Source organism: Parabacteroides faecis (genome assembly GCF_014647375.1).
GTDB lineage: Bacteria > Bacteroidota > Bacteroidia > Bacteroidales > Tannerellaceae > Parabacteroides > Parabacteroides faecis.
This window is the reverse complement of record NZ_BMPB01000003.1, coordinates 159,538-176,129: the sequence shown is the minus strand read 5'-3', so window position 1 is coordinate 176,129 and position 16,592 is coordinate 159,538. Positions and strand designations below refer to the sequence as shown.

Sequence of the window (16,592 nt, the reverse complement as noted above, 5' to 3'; positions counted from 1 at the left end):
TGAGATATGGAATAAAAAAGAGAGAGAATGAAACAAATGAGTGGAATAAGATATAAACGTTGGATTTGTATGTCTGCCTGGTTATTTTTGCTTTTTGTCGGTAGCTGTACACAGGCAGATGTGGAAAATGGCGATATATCGCCGCATATGTTAAAGGATGTGGATGCCGGTTTTCATTTGAATGTCCTGGCGAGCCGTGCGCCGACAACACGAAGTATAACGTTTACTCCCGAAGGGACGGTAGATGCCGATTCACTGGCCGTCGGTGAGAGGGAACGTATCGGCACCCGCGCCACCCAATCGCTGGATGAAGAGCAGGAAAGTAAGATTGCCGGGCTTTGGGTGGGACAGTATGATGCTTCGACCGGGACGCTTCTATTTAATAAATACTTTGCTTCCTTGACAGACAATACGGTGAATATAAAGTTGAAACAAAGTCAGGATGGAGCACAAAGCCATGTCTGGTTCATCGCGAATGCCGGTGACCTGGGAGAGATCGGGGATGAAACGAAATTGAAGGGACATGTCCTGTCGTATGCTTCGACGGAAAGTGGTTTGCCGGAAAGTAACCTGTGCGGAATGACAGGTATGTGGGAAGGAGTAGTACAGGAAAAGGGTGACAAAAACATCACGGTCGAATTGACACGCCTCCTGGCAAAGATCTCGTTTACCTATTCGATAGGTGGAAATAATTTTTCTTTTACTCCTTCTTCTGTCGAATTGAAATCCGTCCCTCAGAAATCGCAGGTCGATGTCCCGGAAAGCCGGTTGGCTAATATGACGTATACGGGTTATGCCGGTACTGCCGATAAGAACGGAGCCACGATGTGCTGGTATTTGCCGGAGAATATGGCGGGTACGGTAAAAAATGGAGATGCGGTCGATTCGGAAAAGAAGAAAACAGGCAAGGGGGTAATCCATGCTACTTTTATTGAATTGACCGGAATTGCCGTGCAGAGTGGGGTGACTTACGAGAATGTCACTTTCTGTTTTTATCCGGGCAGCGATAAAAACAACTATGATATTGTGCGTAACTCGCATTATACGATGAATGTGACGTTGGTAGGCATAGATGTATCCGACGAACGTATCACGGTAGGCAGGATACCGCCTATCGAAGTGACGGAAGGAAATATGCCTGCTGAAAAAGGAGGAACGAAGGAGGTACAGATCACCGCCCGTCCGGGTCAGGCATGGTCGTTCGACCTGGAGGATTGGCTGTCGGCTGTGATAGAGGGTAAGGAAGCCGGTACGGGTGTTACGGTTTCTCACCAGGGTCCGGCGAAGGTCACTTTCCAGGCTGTATCGAGCAATCCGAAAGCGGAAGAGAGAAGTGTGTCCTTTTCTGTGAATGTAAACGACAATCCCTGGACAATAACCATTACGCAGGAGGGTTCGACCCTAACCAAAGGGGATGATATCTCTTTGGGCGCGGCATCCGGTTCGGAGGGTAGTTCCACTTGTAAAGTGACCAAAGGTTTGCAGTGGCAGGCGGCAGTGAGCGATGAGGACTGGTGGAGCTGGGCGGATAGTAATCCGGCTATCTCGGGAAATGAATCCGACGGTAGTGAGTTTCCGTTGAAAGTAAAATCATTGTCATCCAATCCACTAGCACAGGAACGTACGGGAAAGATTACAGTTGCGGCAGGTGCATCGTTTAGTGATCCGACTTATCCGGGCCTGAAAGGAGAAATAATAGTCAAACAGGCTGGTTCAACGGTTGAAGGCTCGACAGTAAAGCTTGAACCGGTAGCAGCCAGTAATCAGTCATCTTCCTTTACCGCAACGCTCGGTTTGGCATGGGCAGCGAAAGTAACGCAAGGGGATTGGCTCACCCTGACAGGTTCGACTTCGGGTAGCACAACGACCGGAAGTGTGCAGGATATCACCTTTGACGCAACAGTAAATCCGACAGCCTCCTTGCGAAGCGGTGAGATCACAGTCCGGGCTGGTAACGAAACGGGTGGTCCGACAGGTGTGATAGTGATAAACCAAAAGGCTTCATCGCTAACAGCTTCCGGTGATAAAACCACATTGGCGGCAACAGCTGACGACAAGGGTACACTCACGTTTCAGGCAACTAAGGGACTTCCTTTATCCATAACCAAGCCTGAATGGTTAACCCTAACGGCAACACCTCCGGAAAACGCAACCGGTGAAGAACAGACTTTGGGATATAAAACAAGTAGTTTAAATTTAAACAGTACAGTTAATGCAGGAAATATATCAGTGACAGCCGGAACAATGAACCAGAGTGTACCGGTGAATCAGGCTGCTTCTTTGTTTAGCGTTACCAGTCCGGTTGCCGAAATAGCGGCGGTTGGAGGAAGTACAACAGGTTCTGTTAAGGCTACTACAGGTTTACCATGGACTATATCTCCGTTAACTAATAATGGCATAACTGTGAGTCCTACCAAAGGAACAGGTAATACCGCGCTAACCTTTACGGGATCTGCCAATACGGGTGCTGATCGTAAGGGAACTTTTACTGTATCGGTAACAGGAGCCAATCCAGCACGAAGAGCACAGGTAACGGTTAAACAGGCATCAGGGGAAATTGGTGCTTATGTCGGAAACTTACAGGTATGTAAAACGGACGGAGGTTCAAAAAATTGGAGTAACGCAAACTCATATTGTAACGGTTTAACAGCAGAAGGCCATTCTGATTGGTATTTGCCATCGCAAGATCAGTTGTTAACTATGTATAGAAGCAAGCAGTCGTTACAGGCAACCGCAGGCTTTCAAAAGTTCGAGAGCAGTTGGACCTGGAGTAGCACGCTCCAGATTGCGAGCAGCTACCAAGTCGTGAGCTTTTACAACGGCAGTACCAACGCCTACGGTGCCGACGCCGTCATGTCATTCCGTTGTGTCCGTGAAAGATAGTTGTGCCCAGCTAACTCAATGAATGATGATGGTCTGTGATCCGAGGTCTGGAGGGCAATAGAGAATACCCTTATGACAGAGAAAACAGAAGCAGTCCATTGATAAATAGCTATAACATTCAAATAAAACAAATTATGAACAAAGCAGATTTAGTAAATGAACTGGCCGAGAAAATGCAAATTACGCAATGCCAGTCACGACAATTTCTCAATATCTTTCAGGAGGTGTTGACAGAGGTAATAAAACAGGATGCTTCCGTGATGTTACAAGGATTTGGCACTTTTACTCCCTGGAAACAAAAGGAACGGGAAGGACGAAATCCTCGAACAGGTAAAAATTGTATGATACCGGCACGTACGAGTGTCAAGTTCAAACCCGGAAAGTTTTTACTCGAAGAGTTGAACCCCGGCAAATAGATAATACAGGGGCATAGATATCTTCATATAATGGATTTTAATCTGTGTCCCTAAACGTCTGTTTTTGATTTTCCCTCAATTAATTATTCAACGCCTATCATAATATCATGAAGAAACAAAATAAATTAGAAGCATTATTCCCCAATGGAAAAGTACCGGATGTAAAAGTCTTTAACCGAAGCCTCGACAAAATGTCGAAAGAAGGCCGTAACCGTCTACTTGAAAAAATCTACAAAATAGCTTTCACCGTCTGGTCTGCCTTACCCAAAAAGCACCAGAAATTCATCCGGGAAGTAATCATCCACGACCGCCAGTCATACGTCGACTTCATCCAGCAAAGAACTGTCATGTCCTGCCTCCGTTGTCCTCTCCGTTATCCTATTTTGTTTATCCGAATGCTCCACCTAACCGAAATCGTCGAACGCACAGCGCAAACCTCTGTAAATCATATTGCAATGTCCGTCCTGATCTGCTTCCAGATTTGTGGCAAGGTTGGTACGCTTGCCGGACATCTTGGCAAAGATGAGATTGCCTATGAAGAAGCGTTAGTGTTGGTAGGTAAGATGACGATTGTGGAGTTTTGCGGGTATTAATACCTGTATTTGCCGCATAATGTGCGGAGAATATAGAGGCTAATCTCCGTAAATAAACTATGATTGCCAAAATTACATTAGTAAAACCTATTCCATGTCTAGCCTGTTTTTAAGAAAAATGTTTATCATGGAAAAGTTCAGTTTTGTATTTTTGATTCGTGAAGACACTTGCTGGAATCAGTTGTTTTCACATGTGGATAATTTGAAGAAGTCATCTGACGAAGTTGGAAACATCGCTGTTGTTGCTGTAGGAACCGCTTTGCTTTCTTGTTTACGATTCACGAATTTGGAAACTATCAAAGAAACTATATCACGCCTGTCGGATGAGGGTACACAATTTTATTTATGTATAAATACGATGTCTCGTTATGGCATCAAGGAAGACATGTTACTTCCCCAGATAGCCATTGCCCATGAAGGTGGCCTTTTGAAAGTCGCAAAACTGGAATCAATGGGGTATCATCAGGTTGTTTTATAAAAACTCTTGCAATATATCGAAGAGTTTTGTTTTATCGATAGGCTTCATCAGATATTCATTGCAACCGGCGGTCAAAGCTGCTTGGCGGTCTGCATCGAATGCGTGAGCTGTGAGGGCTATAATCGGTAGTTTGGTGTTGAACTGCCGGATCTTCTCTGTTGCTATCAATCCATTCATAATAGGCATTTTCATGTCTATCAGCAGTAAATCGACAGGCTGACTTTTGATAATATCCATAGCTTCCTGCCCGTTTTTAGCCCGGATCAGGTCATAATCTTTCTTTAAGATAGTCGAAACCAATAAATAATTGCTTTCGATATCCTCTGCTATCAGAATCGTTTTCCGTTCGTTTGAAATAGATGATTTGTTTGAAACCGGGACGGCTTTTTTCTCCGTTTGGAGCTGTTTTTCCTGGTGTATCTCCGTTTCGCAAGGCAGAAAGGCCCAAAACAAAGAACCCTGACCAAACGTTGATTCAAAGCCGACGTTACCACCCATCGCTTCGGCAATGGCTTTGCAGATGGATAGTCCTAATCCTGTGCCTTGAGCAAATTCGTCCAACTTTTCGAAACGCTGGAACAGTTTATTCTTCTTTTCATCGGGAATACCGATGCCACTGTCTCTCACATAGAGGCGAATACCATTCTCTACCACCTCGTATCCCATTTCGATAAATCCTTTTGGGGTATATTTGATCGCATTGGTGACGTAGTTGGTTATGATTTGGGTGACACGGTTCCGGTCCAGATTAACTTTGCAATCCGGATAGGGATTATGAGAAAGCAATCGTACATATGAATTTGTTATCCGCTGCTTCATCGAGATGACCAGGTCCTCGAAGTAGGTTGAGATATCGAATTTGTCATACTTCAATTCAACAGTTCCGGATTCGATTTTCGATAAGTCCAGGATGTCGCTGATTAGTTTCAGCAACAGTTCGTTGTTGATATTGATGATTTTGATGTATTCGGCTTTCTCTTCCGGCTCGGTTGTCTCCATCAACAGATCGGAAAATCCGACGATAGCGTTCAATGGAGTCCGTATTTCGTGGCTCATATTGGCAAGGAATGCAGACTTGAGTTTGTCCGACTGTTCTGCAAGGGTTTTGGCATGTTTCAGTTCCTGTATCATATTTTCCCGTTCGGTTACATCGTCCATGCGGATGACAATACCATCTGCTGTCCCGTCTTCTTTGAAAACGGGGGTACAGAAAATTTCAAGGGTATGTCCGTTTTCAAACGTGTTCTGCATCTGTTCCGTTTGTCGGGAAAGGATTGCTTGTTGCATAACGCAATCCTCGCAAGGGGAAGTAAGCCCGTAAGACTCATAACAGTGGCTTCCTTTTTTGTAAGCTTCGTAGGTGAGGCTGGCTGAACAGTTGGCGACGTTTTCCCATTGCACGATATAGTCCGTGGTGATATAGACCAGGCCGGAGTAGGTATTGTTGAGTATAAGCTCGTTTTGTTGGATGAGGCCGTTCAGTTTCTTTTCGTTTTCCCGCATCATCGTCAATTCATTCTGCTTGTGCTTGTCGATGCTGATGGTCATACCGAACATAAATGTATAAGGACCTTCGTCGCGTTGGGTTGTTTCGACTAATCCTTGTGTCTGCCACCAGTTATAGGTGCCGTTATTATTCAGGTCGGCACGGTACTCTACGTTCCACTTTTCGTTTTCATGGGTTATTGCATGTCGGAAAGAGTCCAGGAAAAGTTTCCGGTCGTCGGGATGGACGAAGCTGATGAATTTTTTTAGAGAATCGTGCAATACGGGGTTAATTATGAGATTATCGGAGCCTTCGCCAAAACTGAACTTATCCTTATCCGGCTCGTAGAACCAGGTATGGGCGTTCATAATTTCCATGGACAGGTCGAGCATCTTAGTCCGTCGCTTAAGGTCGTTTTGCAGACTCTGGTCCCAACGGACAGTAAGCAACATACGCTTGCCACTGTCGAATATAACACTTTTACGAACGAGTGCGTCGTAACTCCGGCCGTCCTTCAATTCGATATGCTCCAATCCGTTGTAGGGGTTGCCGGTGGCGAATACTTCCTTGTCGGTCTTTTCGATGCGGCTGACACGTTTAGCCTCCATCACATCGTGAATCGTTTTATCGACACTGATTCCGAACAACCGCTGACTCTCATCATTACAGAATACATAACGCGAATTATCTTCTATATCTTTGATTTGTATGCAAGCCGGAATACTGTTGAGGATGTTGTCCTGTAATTGTTTTTTCTCTTCGAGTTGCTTGGTGGCACGTACTGTCTCGGTTACGTTCTGTACGATAAACAGATAATTTTCGAGTTGTCCACGGGCATCTGTAATAGGTCGGCCGATACATTCAATATGGATGTCACCATCTTGAGAGGTCGAATAATAACTGGAATCTTTTACTGTATTGAAACTATATGGAAAGGAACAGCGGATATCACCACCTTCCATCACTACTTTTTTTACTTTGTCGGGGAGGTTTGGATTGCCATTAATATTTACGCCGCTGATGTCAAAAGTCTCTTTGGGGATACCGAATATTTTGAAATCTGTGTCGTTAAGGAATTGCATCTTACCGTCCGGTGAATATATCTCAACGCCTACTGGCAACGTATTCACGATGGTGGTCATCTGATTGTATAAGGATTCGTATTTTTGCTGGAGCAACCAGCTTTCGGCTGTATTTTCGAGTTTTCCGTATTCCTTTGTCTCTATCTGGTTTCGTTTGATTACGATATCAGTGATGTCGCGGATTTCGTTGAGTATCTGCCCGTCGGATAATTTGCTGATCGTCGATTCTAGGTAGTTGTCGAGGATTTTGAAATGGTATTTTACCGGAACTCCTGTCATGGAAACGGATTCGAATGCGTTGTTCAGCATTGAACAAGCCTGATGGAATGGTGAAGTAGGATCGCTGGCATACATGAGAATATTTGTACCGAGGATATCGTCAACCGATTTGCCTGCCAGTATTTTTAGTGAGAGGTTGAAGATACCGATTATATTTTTGTCCTTATCCAGAAGTATCATCGATTGTGGCAAAGCCTTTACTATGGTTTTGTAGAATTTCAACTCTTCTTCTTGGGTGTAATCCTGAATGAATTTCATGGCTTATGTGTATTGTACATGGCAAAGGTAGTATAATTCATCATCTTTCAACTAAAAAGTAACCGAAAAGTCATGATATACATTCGACATAGAGAAAACTAACTGAATATGGCTCTTACATTCTCCGGAAATGCTAAATAAACGGTAGTGGGGGATAGCAAAAACTGGTTTTGTTTGATGACATTCGTTAGATACTCCTTGTAATTGACTAAAATGAGCAATAAATCATTATCTTTGCCCCGAAATTATAAATATTCACGTTTTGGGAGCAATTCTTAAATTTATACTGGCTTAATATTAGCCTCATAAACCGCAGGCTGATAATTCTTTCGTTTGAGTAGTCCTACTCGAACAGGTTTCTTATTTAATTTTTTCATTTACAGCATTGAACTTTAAGGGCATAGGCCTTTGATGTGGTTGTTTATGGCGACTTCTGAGTTTGCTATAACTGTAATGCTGTGGATCATAATCAAATATTTCAAAGAATATCAAGCACAGTATAAAGAATGGAAACTGAATATATATGGGAGATAAAGCCTAAAAATACTCCTGCCTTAAAAAGAAAATGTAATCATTGTAATTGCGACCGGTTTTATTGTAGTAACAAATTCAGAATGAATGCGCAAAAAAGGAATATAGATGTCTGGTTGATTTATAGATGCGTAGAATGTGATAGTACATATAACCTAACGATTTTGTCACGCACAAAACCTGAACAGATAAAGAAAGAGTTATTTCGTAAGTTTTCGGAAAACGATGAAGAACTTGCATGGGAGTATGCTTTTTCTTCCGAAACAGGGCGAAAAAATAGTGTCGAGTTGGATTATAGCAGTGTCGAATATGAGATATTGCATGACGATATTTCGATAAATGATATCTTGAATGCGGATGATGAGTTTGTAACATTCAAGATTCAAACCCGTTTTGAGTTCGGGTTAAAGTTATCTTCTGTCATTCGAATTTGTTTAGGATTGTCTGCAAATCAGTTAAATCGGCTGATAGAGGCAAAAGCGATATTCAGTCCTGAGGGTTATCCGCTAAAGAAACATAAAGTAAAGGATGGAGATGTTGTGCTGGTAAACAAACATATTGTGGGAATGTTTTAATTTTGTAGTGATATAGAAAAGTATTTTAATCAAATAAGTCAGCATTATGAATTTAGAAGAAGTCCTCAATTACCGCCGTTCGGTACGGGCATATGATAAAGAAAAACCGATGGATCCGGAAAGGGTGAAGCATTGTCTGGAACTGGCGACATTGGCTCCCAACAGTTCGAATATGCAGTTGTGGGAGTTTTACCATATTACGGAGCCCAAATTGTTGGCGGAAGTTTCAAGAGCTTGTCTCGACCAGAAAGCGGCTTCGACTGCTTCGCAAATCGTTGTTTTCGTTGTACGGCGGGACTTGTACAAGAAACATGCTCGGTTCGTTCTCGATTTCGAACGGGAGAATATTCGTCGGAACAGTCCGAAAGAACGTCAGGATAAACGTATCAAAGACCGGGAATTATACTACGGGAAATTGATGCCGTTTGTTTATGCCCGGTTCTTCGGGGTTTTGGGGTTGTTCAGGAAGCTGCTGGCTAATACCATCAGTATCTTTCGTCCGATGATGCTCGAAGTATCTGAGAATGATGTGCGTGTGGTTGCCCATAAATCGTGTGCACTTGCAGCTCAGACGTTTATGATTGCGATGGCAAACGAAGGGTATGATACTTGTCCTTTAGAAGGGCTGGACAGCCGACGGCTGAAAAAGGCACTGAAGTTACCTCACGGGGCTGAAATAAATATGGCTATTCCCTGTGGAATACGAGACGGAAATAAGGGAATCTGGGGAGAACGGTGCAGGCTGCCGTTTGAGGATGTTTATCGGAGGGTTTGAGGTAGCTCTTTAAGCTAAACCGCTCATACATTACTTTCTTGCTGCATTTACATTTTATATTATTTTTATATTGTATCTTTGTAATGCACATAAACAAAGAAAGAGAGTAACAAAATGAAAACAACTGCTGAAATTGTAGAAATGTTGCGCGATTTCAAAGCTCATTCGGCGGAGAAGTACGGCATTATGACTCTTGGCCTTTTCGGCTCCGTTGCCCGTGGAGAACAACGAGAGGGGAGTGATATTGATGTTTGTGTGAAACTTCGGGAAACCAGCTATCATACCTTGATGGATATTCAGGAAGATTTAGAAAAACTCTTTCGAACAAGAGTGGATGTTATAACCCTGCATGATACAATGAGAGCATTGTTTCGGCGCAATATTGAGAAAGATGCAATCTATATCTAAGGAAACAATACTCGATATGTTGGATTTCGTTGTGATGCGCACGGAATTGGCCATAAATTGTACACAAGGAGTGGTGCGTCATCATGATTTCTTGTTATCGAATGAAGGTATGAATTTGTTTGATGCTACATGTATGCGGCTTCAAACTATTGGTGAGACGATGAAAAAGATTGACCTTCCTACAGAAGGACGGTTATTGGAATGTTATACAGACGTTTCATGGCGGGATATTTTTGGATTAAGAAATATAATTTCTCACGATTATCTATCAGTTAACCCGGAGATTATATTTGATATTGTAAAGAATGAGCTTCAACCTTTACTTATAACTTTAAAAAAGATCATTTCAGATTTGGAGTCAGGACTTTATGACGACCTGTTTGTATAAGCAGGTCGTTTTCCCTTTATTTTCTGACACAGCTTTTAACCCTAAAAGCTTTCTAAAGATTACTTTTTAAGAGATGGTATGCCAGTAAATACAATTAAATTACTTGAACTGCTCCTGATTTAGCGAGTAATATATCCCTTTTAAGCGGAGAAGTTCTTCATGATTTCCTCGTTCTACGATCTGTCCGTGTTCGAGTACCAGGATCACGTCTGCGTTTCTGATGGTAGAGAGGCGGTGGGCGATAATCAGGCTGGTGCGTCCCTGCATCAGTTGGTCGAGACCTTTCTGGATGAGTATCTCGCTACGGGTGTCGATATTGCTGGTTGCTTCGTCCAATAATAGGATAGGAGGGTCGGCAATAGCGGCACGGGCGATATTGAGCAACTGACGTTGTCCCTGGCTGAGGTTGGCACCGTCGTTTTCCAGCAAGGTATCGTATCCCTGGGGCAGACGTTTGATGAAAGAATGGGCGGCAGTCAGTTTGGCTGCTTGTACAACTTCTTCATCGGTCGCGTCCAGACGTCCGAAGCGGATATTTTCGCGGACAGTTCCTGTGAACAAGTGAGTGTCCTGCAAGACGATCGCCATGGATTGGCGCAGGCTGTTTCGTTTGATCAGTTGTATCGGGTGACCGTCTATGGCAATTTCGCCCGACTGGATATCGAAGAAACGGGGGAACATGTTCAGGATGGTTGTTTTCCCGGCTCCGGTGGCACCGACCAATGCTATTTTACAACCGGCAGAAGCATGGAGCGAGATACCTTTCAGGATCGTTTTCTCCGGTTTGTATCCGAAATAAACGTCTTTCATGGAAACATCTCCCTGTACCTGTTGTAAAGCGATGGCTTCGGGGGAGTCCGGTGTTTCCGGTGCTTCGTCGATCACTTCGAAGATACGTTCGGCTCCGGCGATGGCTGCCTGGATACTGTTGTAAAGGCTGGCCAATTCATTGATCGGACGTCCGAACTGGCGGGAATATTGCAGGAAGGCTGCAAGACCGCCGACATCGAAACCACGAAAGATGGCGAGTAGGGCACCTACAATCGTGATAAAGACGTAATTCAATGTGTTCAGGTTCTGCATGACGGGCATCATCATACCGGAGTAGAACTGAGCTTTCTCCGATTTACCTTTCAAGTCGTCGTTGAGCGTATCGAAGTCGGACTGTACTTTCTTTTCGTGTCCGAACACTTTGATCACCTTCTGGCCGCTTATCATTTCTTCTATATAACCGTTCAGGGTACCGATAGACTCCTGCTGGGCTTTGAAGTATTTGCGGCTTCGCTGAACGATCCCTTTGGCAAAGAGGAACATTAGTGGAACGGTGATCAGAGTTACCAGAGTAAGTATCGGACTGATATATAACATCAGGCAGAAGATACCGATCAGGGTAAGAGCGCTCGACAACATATCCGACAGACTGTCGGTCAGTGCATCGCTGATCTTGTCTATGTCATTCGTGTAACGACTCATCAGGTCGCCGTGCTGGTGAGTGTCGAAATATTTGACAGGCAGATGTTCCATTTTCTGGAAAAGGTCGGCACGCATACGGGTAACGGTACGCTGGCCTATTTTATTCAGTAGGATATATTGGATATAGACGGCGGCAACTCCTGTCAGGTAAATGGCGGCAAGGATAGCCAAGACCCTGATCAGTCCGTGAAAGTCTCCGGGAAGGATATAATCATTGATAATCGGGCGCAACATGTATGACCCCAATAGATTAGCCACGATACTGACAATGATCAGGAAGCCGATCACGAACAACAGCTGCTTGTCGCAGGACAGGTACGAAATCAGCCGGAAGAAAGTTTTCTTTCCTTCCCGGGGCTTTGCATTCTCTTTTAAATGATCTCCGTGTGCCATATCCTATAATAATACTTGTTGTGAATGATAGATTTCCTGATAAACGGTAGATGTTTCGATCAATTCATCCGGAGTTCCTATGGCGTTGATCTCGCCCTCTTCGAGTACGATCACCCGGTCGGCCGATTGCATCGTATTGATCCGCTGGGTGATGATAAATACAGTCGTGTCGTGTAACAACGCATTCAGGTTGTTCCGTATTTTCAGTTCTGTTTCCGTATCGACAGCACTCGTACTGTCATCCAGGATCAGTATCTTAGGTTTACGGAGCAACGCACGGGCGATGCAGATACGCTGTTTCTGTCCGCCGGAAAGATTGATGCCTCCGCGTCCCAGCAACGTATTGTAACCGTCCGTGAAGGACTGGATAAAATCGTGTGCTTCGGCGGCACGGGTGGCTTCTTCTATCTCTTCCATCGATGCGTCGGGTTTTCCCCATCTGAGGTTCTCGACGATCGTTCCGGTGAATAGCTCGTTTTTTTGGAGGACCATGCCGATCCCCTGGTGAAGTTCATCCAGGTTATAGTCTTTTATCGGGATGTTGTCGATCCGGATTTCTCCGGCAGTAACATCGTATAACCGTGGTATCAGTTGTACCAGGGAGCTTTTGGCAGAGCCGGTAGCACCGACCAGCGCAATCGTTTCGCCGGGTTCGGCCCGGAAGCTGATATGCTGTAGAATGTCATTTTCTCCACCGATATAACGGAAACTGACATCATTAAATGTCACTTCTCCTTTCTCTACCCGGTGTTTGTTTTGAAGCCCTTCCCGGGTGTTTGTCAGGGAGGGTTCCGTATTGAGCACTTCCATGATCCGTTTAGAGGAAGCGGAAGCGCGGGAGTACGACATAATGACCATTGAGAGCATCATCAATGACATCAGTACCTGGAAAACGTAATTCACGAATGAGATCAGTTCGCCCACCTTCAGTTCGCCGTCCATCACCTTTTGCCCACCCAGCCAAAGGATGGATAGTATGGATAAATTCATGACTAACTGCATGACCGGAAAGATGGAAACGACGATGTTGGACGCACGGATCACCATATCGCGCAGTTCTTCACTGCTTTTGACGAATTTATCCGTCTCAAAATCTTCCCTGACAAAAGATTTGACGACACGGATATTGATGAGGTTTTCCCTGACCACACCATTCAGTTGGTCTACTTTCTGTTGTACTTTCAGGAAATAAGGAAATCCTTTACTCAGGATCAGGTAGACACTTCCTCCGAGGATCGGGATAGCGGCTATCAGGACCAACGCCAGTTGTTTATTGATGCTGACGACAAAGAAAACGGCCATGACGAGCATCAGTGGAGAGCGTAATAAAAGTCTCATCGACATCAGAACGATCTGTTGTATGCGGGATATATCGCTAGTAAGCCTTGTGACAAGCGAAGCTGAACTGAATTTGTCGATATCGAAAAAGGATAGTTGTTGTATTTTATTGAAGAGTGTTCCCCGTAGATCTGTACCGAAGCCGATTCCGATGCGGGAAGAAATGTAAGTATTCACAATACTGACTAATAATCCCCCGACGGATACTAACACCATATAGGTCCCGATCCGGGTAATAACGGACAGGTCACGTGGCATGACCCCGTTGTCAATGATTTCAGCCATGAACATCGGCTGAACCGTTTCGCACAGCACAGTGATCAGTACAAGAAGCGGGCTGATCAACAATCCCACTTTATATCGTTTAAGAATTTGCCAGTATTTTCCCATATCGTTGTTACAAAGATAGAACATAATTGGGAAATGATATGTTTTCGGGTTTCTGAAAAATGGAGTTACAGGCTATTGTAACTCCGTATTCCTTTCCACCAGTATCTCTGCAAACGCTCTGTCGGTCAGTTTGCTTTCTATCCAGGAAAGGATATCGAATGTTTTAAGTAACTGTTTTTCGTATTTATCCTGCCTGATCTTCGTTATTTCTTTTTGGAATTGCATCCACAATTTATTTTGGGCTTTCTCATAAGATGGCAACGGATACCCCATGACAAAGCGGAACAAAAGTTTCTCTGTTTGGTACGTCTGCTTTTCATAACGCATATTCCGTTTGATGGAGTTGATCTCATTCTCAAAGAAACTGTAATCCCCGAGTTCCGCCTGTATAAGGAGGTTGATCAAACGTGCTGTTTTATAGGATGGTAACGCATAGAATTGTTTGCCAGCACTGAATATCTTCTTCATGCTTTTACGTGCTTTACCGGGATTTCCCAGACATAGATGAAGGATCGCAGTATTCAGATACAATTTAAGTTGTGTCTCCGGTCTGAGTAAACCGGCCTTTTTGAATAAGCTGTCTTCGTTTTCTTCCGATAGGTGGAGTGCCTCTTCCAATTTTCCCGTATTTATCAGAGCAGTCTGTTCGTATTGATAGATGCAAGCACTTATTTCCAGAAGAAATTCGGTAGCGTAGTTGCCTTGTTGTATCTTTTTCAACCGTTCGATAAAGAAGGGCATTTCTTTATATAAACCTGCTGTATGGAGGCTGTCCAGTACACCCTTTATTGCGCTCAGATAATAGATCGGAGGATTCAGAATTAGATGCTGGTTCGATTCAAAAAGAGCGATAAGTTCCTGATAAAAGCGGATCGCTGATTTATAATTACCTGTATTCAGATAGTAGGCTGCCTGGAACAGCAGGTGTAGTTTTTTTGCCTCAAAACCTTTATATGAACTATTGGCTATCAGATTGAGTTCGCTCAATACCAGATCGTTCAGGTTATCTTTCTGTTTGTCCGACCGGACATATCCTTTATAGGTGATGCGGTGCTTTAGAATATCATATAGTTGCAGATGAAGGTTCGTATTTCTTGAATACTTCATAACGTCGTTTATTTTCATCTGCTTACTGACTAACTCCCTTTCGGAAATCTCCTTAAAGCCAAGCGAACTGAGATATTTCAGTTCTGTCCTCCGGATGAGAAGGAGAAGAGGGTCGTTCTCATAAGTCACTGCCAGGCTTTTGGCTTTATCCAACTGGCTGAAAGCGGCATCGAAGAGTTCCCTTTCAAAAAGTATCTCGGCTTTGGTGATATGGTCGAAGATCGCTGTCTGTACATCTTCTTTCTTTCGTAGATGGGTCAGGCAGTCCATGATCACCCGGTAAAGATGTTTCGCCGCCATCTCAAAGTTGCCTTTGCTCTGTTCCTGACAGTAAAGTTTACAGATATCCTCGGAGGGAGTCCCTTTATTGATCAGGTCGAACAGAAGGAGATAGTTCTTTTCACCGCTTTGCAAATTCGCGTACAGGCGGAAATATCTTTTTTCCGCTTTGGTAAGTGATTGAATAAGCAGGATCAGATGATCCGGATTTGTGTATTTCATATCTGTATCGGATTGTTCTTTCAGGATATTAGTTCCTGTTGCACGACGAAATTAAATAAACTTTTTCATATGAGGACTGTAAAAATGTTTTTTCTATTGTTGTTTTACTCTCGGTAAGATGGATATTTATAACTTGTTTTGTGAATTATATTCATTTGTTTATTAGTGATTTATTGTTCTATGGTAGAAATAAATCTTAGATTTGGGTTTATCTGTATACTCGAATTATTCATAGAATAGTAGAGAATATAAAGTTATATTTGTATCGCTTCATTGCAGACTTTAAATTTTATAGATATGGACACTGAACAATTAGACCGGCATAATATCCTGGTGGTTGGTAGCAGCAATACGGATATGGTTATTAAAGCCGGACATCTTCCCCGTCCGGGGGAAACCATTGTGGGAGGGACATTCTTTATGAACCCCGGTGGTAAAGGGGCCAACCAGGCAGTCACTATTGCCCGTTTGGGAGCTTCCGTCACTTTTATATGTAAAACGGGCAGTGATATTTTCGGTCATCAGTCGCAACAACTTTTTGAGGAAGAAGGCATCAATACCTCGTATATCTTTTCTGATTCGGAGCATCCTTCCGGGGTCGCTTTGATTACCGTGGACGATCATGCCGAAAACTGCATTGTTGTTGCTTCAGGGGCAAATGCCAATTTATTACCGGCCGACCTGGTAAAAGCGGAAGAGGCGATCGACCAGGCGGATATTGTCCTGATGCAGTTGGAGATTCCGATGGAAACAGTCGAGTATGTTGCGGAAATGGCTTATCGCAAGCATAAAAAAGTGATACTGAATCCTGCTCCGGCGCATCCATTGTCTCCGTCATTACTGAAACATCTCTACATGATCACCCCAAATGAGACGGAAGCTGAAATGATTTCCGGTGTGAAGATAACCGATCGGGAATCGGCGGTTAAGGCAGCCCGTATACTTTCTGAAATGGGAGTGGAGAATGTTATCATTACGCTGGGTTCGAAAGGAGCATTGGTGTATGGTGCTGAGGAAGCGGATTTTGTACCGGCTCTGAAAGTGGAAGCCGTGGATACAACCGCTGCCGGTGATGTCTTTAACGGTGCACTGATTGTTGCTTTATCGGAAGGACGGAGTCAATTGGAGGCAGTCCGTTTCGCTTGTAAGGCTTCGGCAATCTCGGTAACCCGGGTCGGGGCACAATCTTCTGTCCCTTACCGGAGTGAAGTCGATATATTTGAGTAAACATTATAATC

At 43.9% G+C, this 16,592-nt stretch carries 13 protein-coding genes; 9 read left to right on the top strand and 4 right to left on the bottom strand.

Annotated features, from left to right (window positions below; translation table 11 throughout):
- Positions 1 to 27: 27 nt before the first annotated feature.
- From IEY67_RS05110 to IEY67_RS05095, 4 genes are all read left to right on the top strand, one after another.
- Positions 28 to 2,883 carry a BACON domain-containing protein gene (locus IEY67_RS05110; RefSeq protein ID WP_183669388.1) on the top strand — a complete coding sequence of 952 codons (2,856 nt, stop codon included), beginning with the start codon at positions 28 to 30 and terminating at the stop codon, positions 2,881 to 2,883.
- Positions 2,884 to 3,017: 134 nt separating this feature from the next.
- Entirely contained in the window at positions 3,018 to 3,299 is a 282-nt protein-coding gene (locus IEY67_RS05105) for an HU family DNA-binding protein (RefSeq protein ID WP_183669390.1), read from the top strand.
- A gap of 107 nt (positions 3,300 to 3,406) precedes the next feature.
- The gene (locus tag IEY67_RS05100) at positions 3,407 to 3,892 is read left to right on the top strand and encodes a hypothetical protein (protein ID WP_183669392.1); all 486 of its coding nucleotides are present in this window, start codon (positions 3,407 to 3,409) and stop codon (positions 3,890 to 3,892) included.
- A gap of 127 nt (positions 3,893 to 4,019) precedes the next feature.
- Positions 4,020 to 4,370, top strand: coding sequence for a DsrE family protein (locus tag IEY67_RS05095; RefSeq protein WP_183669394.1), 351 nt, complete (start codon positions 4,020 to 4,022; stop codon positions 4,368 to 4,370).
- Here IEY67_RS05095 and IEY67_RS05090 read toward each other — a convergent pair.
- Entirely contained in the window at positions 4,365 to 6,998 is a 2,634-nt protein-coding gene (locus IEY67_RS05090) for a response regulator (RefSeq protein ID WP_183669997.1), read from the bottom strand. The genes IEY67_RS05095 and IEY67_RS05090 overlap by 6 nt on opposite strands.
- A 983-nt stretch (positions 6,999 to 7,981) precedes the next feature.
- Between IEY67_RS05090 and IEY67_RS05085 the strand changes: the two genes are divergently transcribed.
- The 4 genes from IEY67_RS05085 to IEY67_RS05070 all read left to right on the top strand — a co-directional run bounded on the left by IEY67_RS05085 (position 7,982) and on the right by IEY67_RS05070 (position 10,152).
- On the top strand, positions 7,982 to 8,581 hold the full coding sequence (locus IEY67_RS05085) for a DUF1062 domain-containing protein (protein WP_183669396.1): 600 nt from the start codon (positions 7,982 to 7,984) through the stop codon (positions 8,579 to 8,581).
- A gap of 46 nt (positions 8,582 to 8,627) precedes the next feature.
- On the top strand, positions 8,628 to 9,356 hold the full coding sequence (locus IEY67_RS05080; protein ID WP_183669398.1) for a nitroreductase family protein: 729 nt from the start codon (positions 8,628 to 8,630) through the stop codon (positions 9,354 to 9,356).
- Between the two features lie 114 nt (positions 9,357 to 9,470).
- On the top strand, positions 9,471 to 9,764 hold the full coding sequence (locus IEY67_RS05075) for a nucleotidyltransferase family protein (protein ID WP_122374248.1): 294 nt from the start codon (positions 9,471 to 9,473) through the stop codon (positions 9,762 to 9,764).
- Between the two features lie 16 nt (positions 9,765 to 9,780).
- Entirely contained in the window at positions 9,781 to 10,152 is a 372-nt protein-coding gene (locus tag IEY67_RS05070) for a HepT-like ribonuclease domain-containing protein (protein ID WP_229800959.1), read from the top strand.
- A 99-nt stretch (positions 10,153 to 10,251) separates the two neighbouring features.
- Here the strand turns inward: IEY67_RS05070 and IEY67_RS05065 are convergent, their stop codons facing one another.
- The 3 genes from IEY67_RS05065 to IEY67_RS05055 form a co-directional block, all read right to left on the bottom strand.
- Positions 10,252 to 12,018, bottom strand: a complete 1,767-nt coding sequence (locus IEY67_RS05065) for an ABC transporter ATP-binding protein (RefSeq protein WP_183669401.1) — start codon at positions 12,016 to 12,018, stop codon at positions 10,252 to 10,254.
- A gap of 3 nt (positions 12,019 to 12,021) precedes the next feature.
- The gene (locus IEY67_RS05060) at positions 12,022 to 13,746 is read right to left on the bottom strand and encodes an ABC transporter ATP-binding protein (protein ID WP_183669403.1); all 1,725 of its coding nucleotides are present in this window, start codon (positions 13,744 to 13,746) and stop codon (positions 12,022 to 12,024) included.
- 72 nt (positions 13,747 to 13,818) lie between these two features.
- A complete protein-coding gene (locus IEY67_RS05055) occupies positions 13,819 to 15,354 on the bottom strand; it encodes a BT2802 family ribose utilization protein (RefSeq protein WP_183669405.1) in 1,536 nt (511 codons plus the stop codon).
- Positions 15,355 to 15,651: 297 nt separating this feature from the next.
- Here IEY67_RS05055 and rbsK point away from each other — a divergent pair, with 297 nt between their 5' ends.
- Positions 15,652 to 16,581, top strand: a complete 930-nt coding sequence (gene rbsK / locus IEY67_RS05050) for a ribokinase (RefSeq protein ID WP_183669407.1) — start codon at positions 15,652 to 15,654, stop codon at positions 16,579 to 16,581.
- Positions 16,582 to 16,592 lie beyond the last annotated feature (11 nt).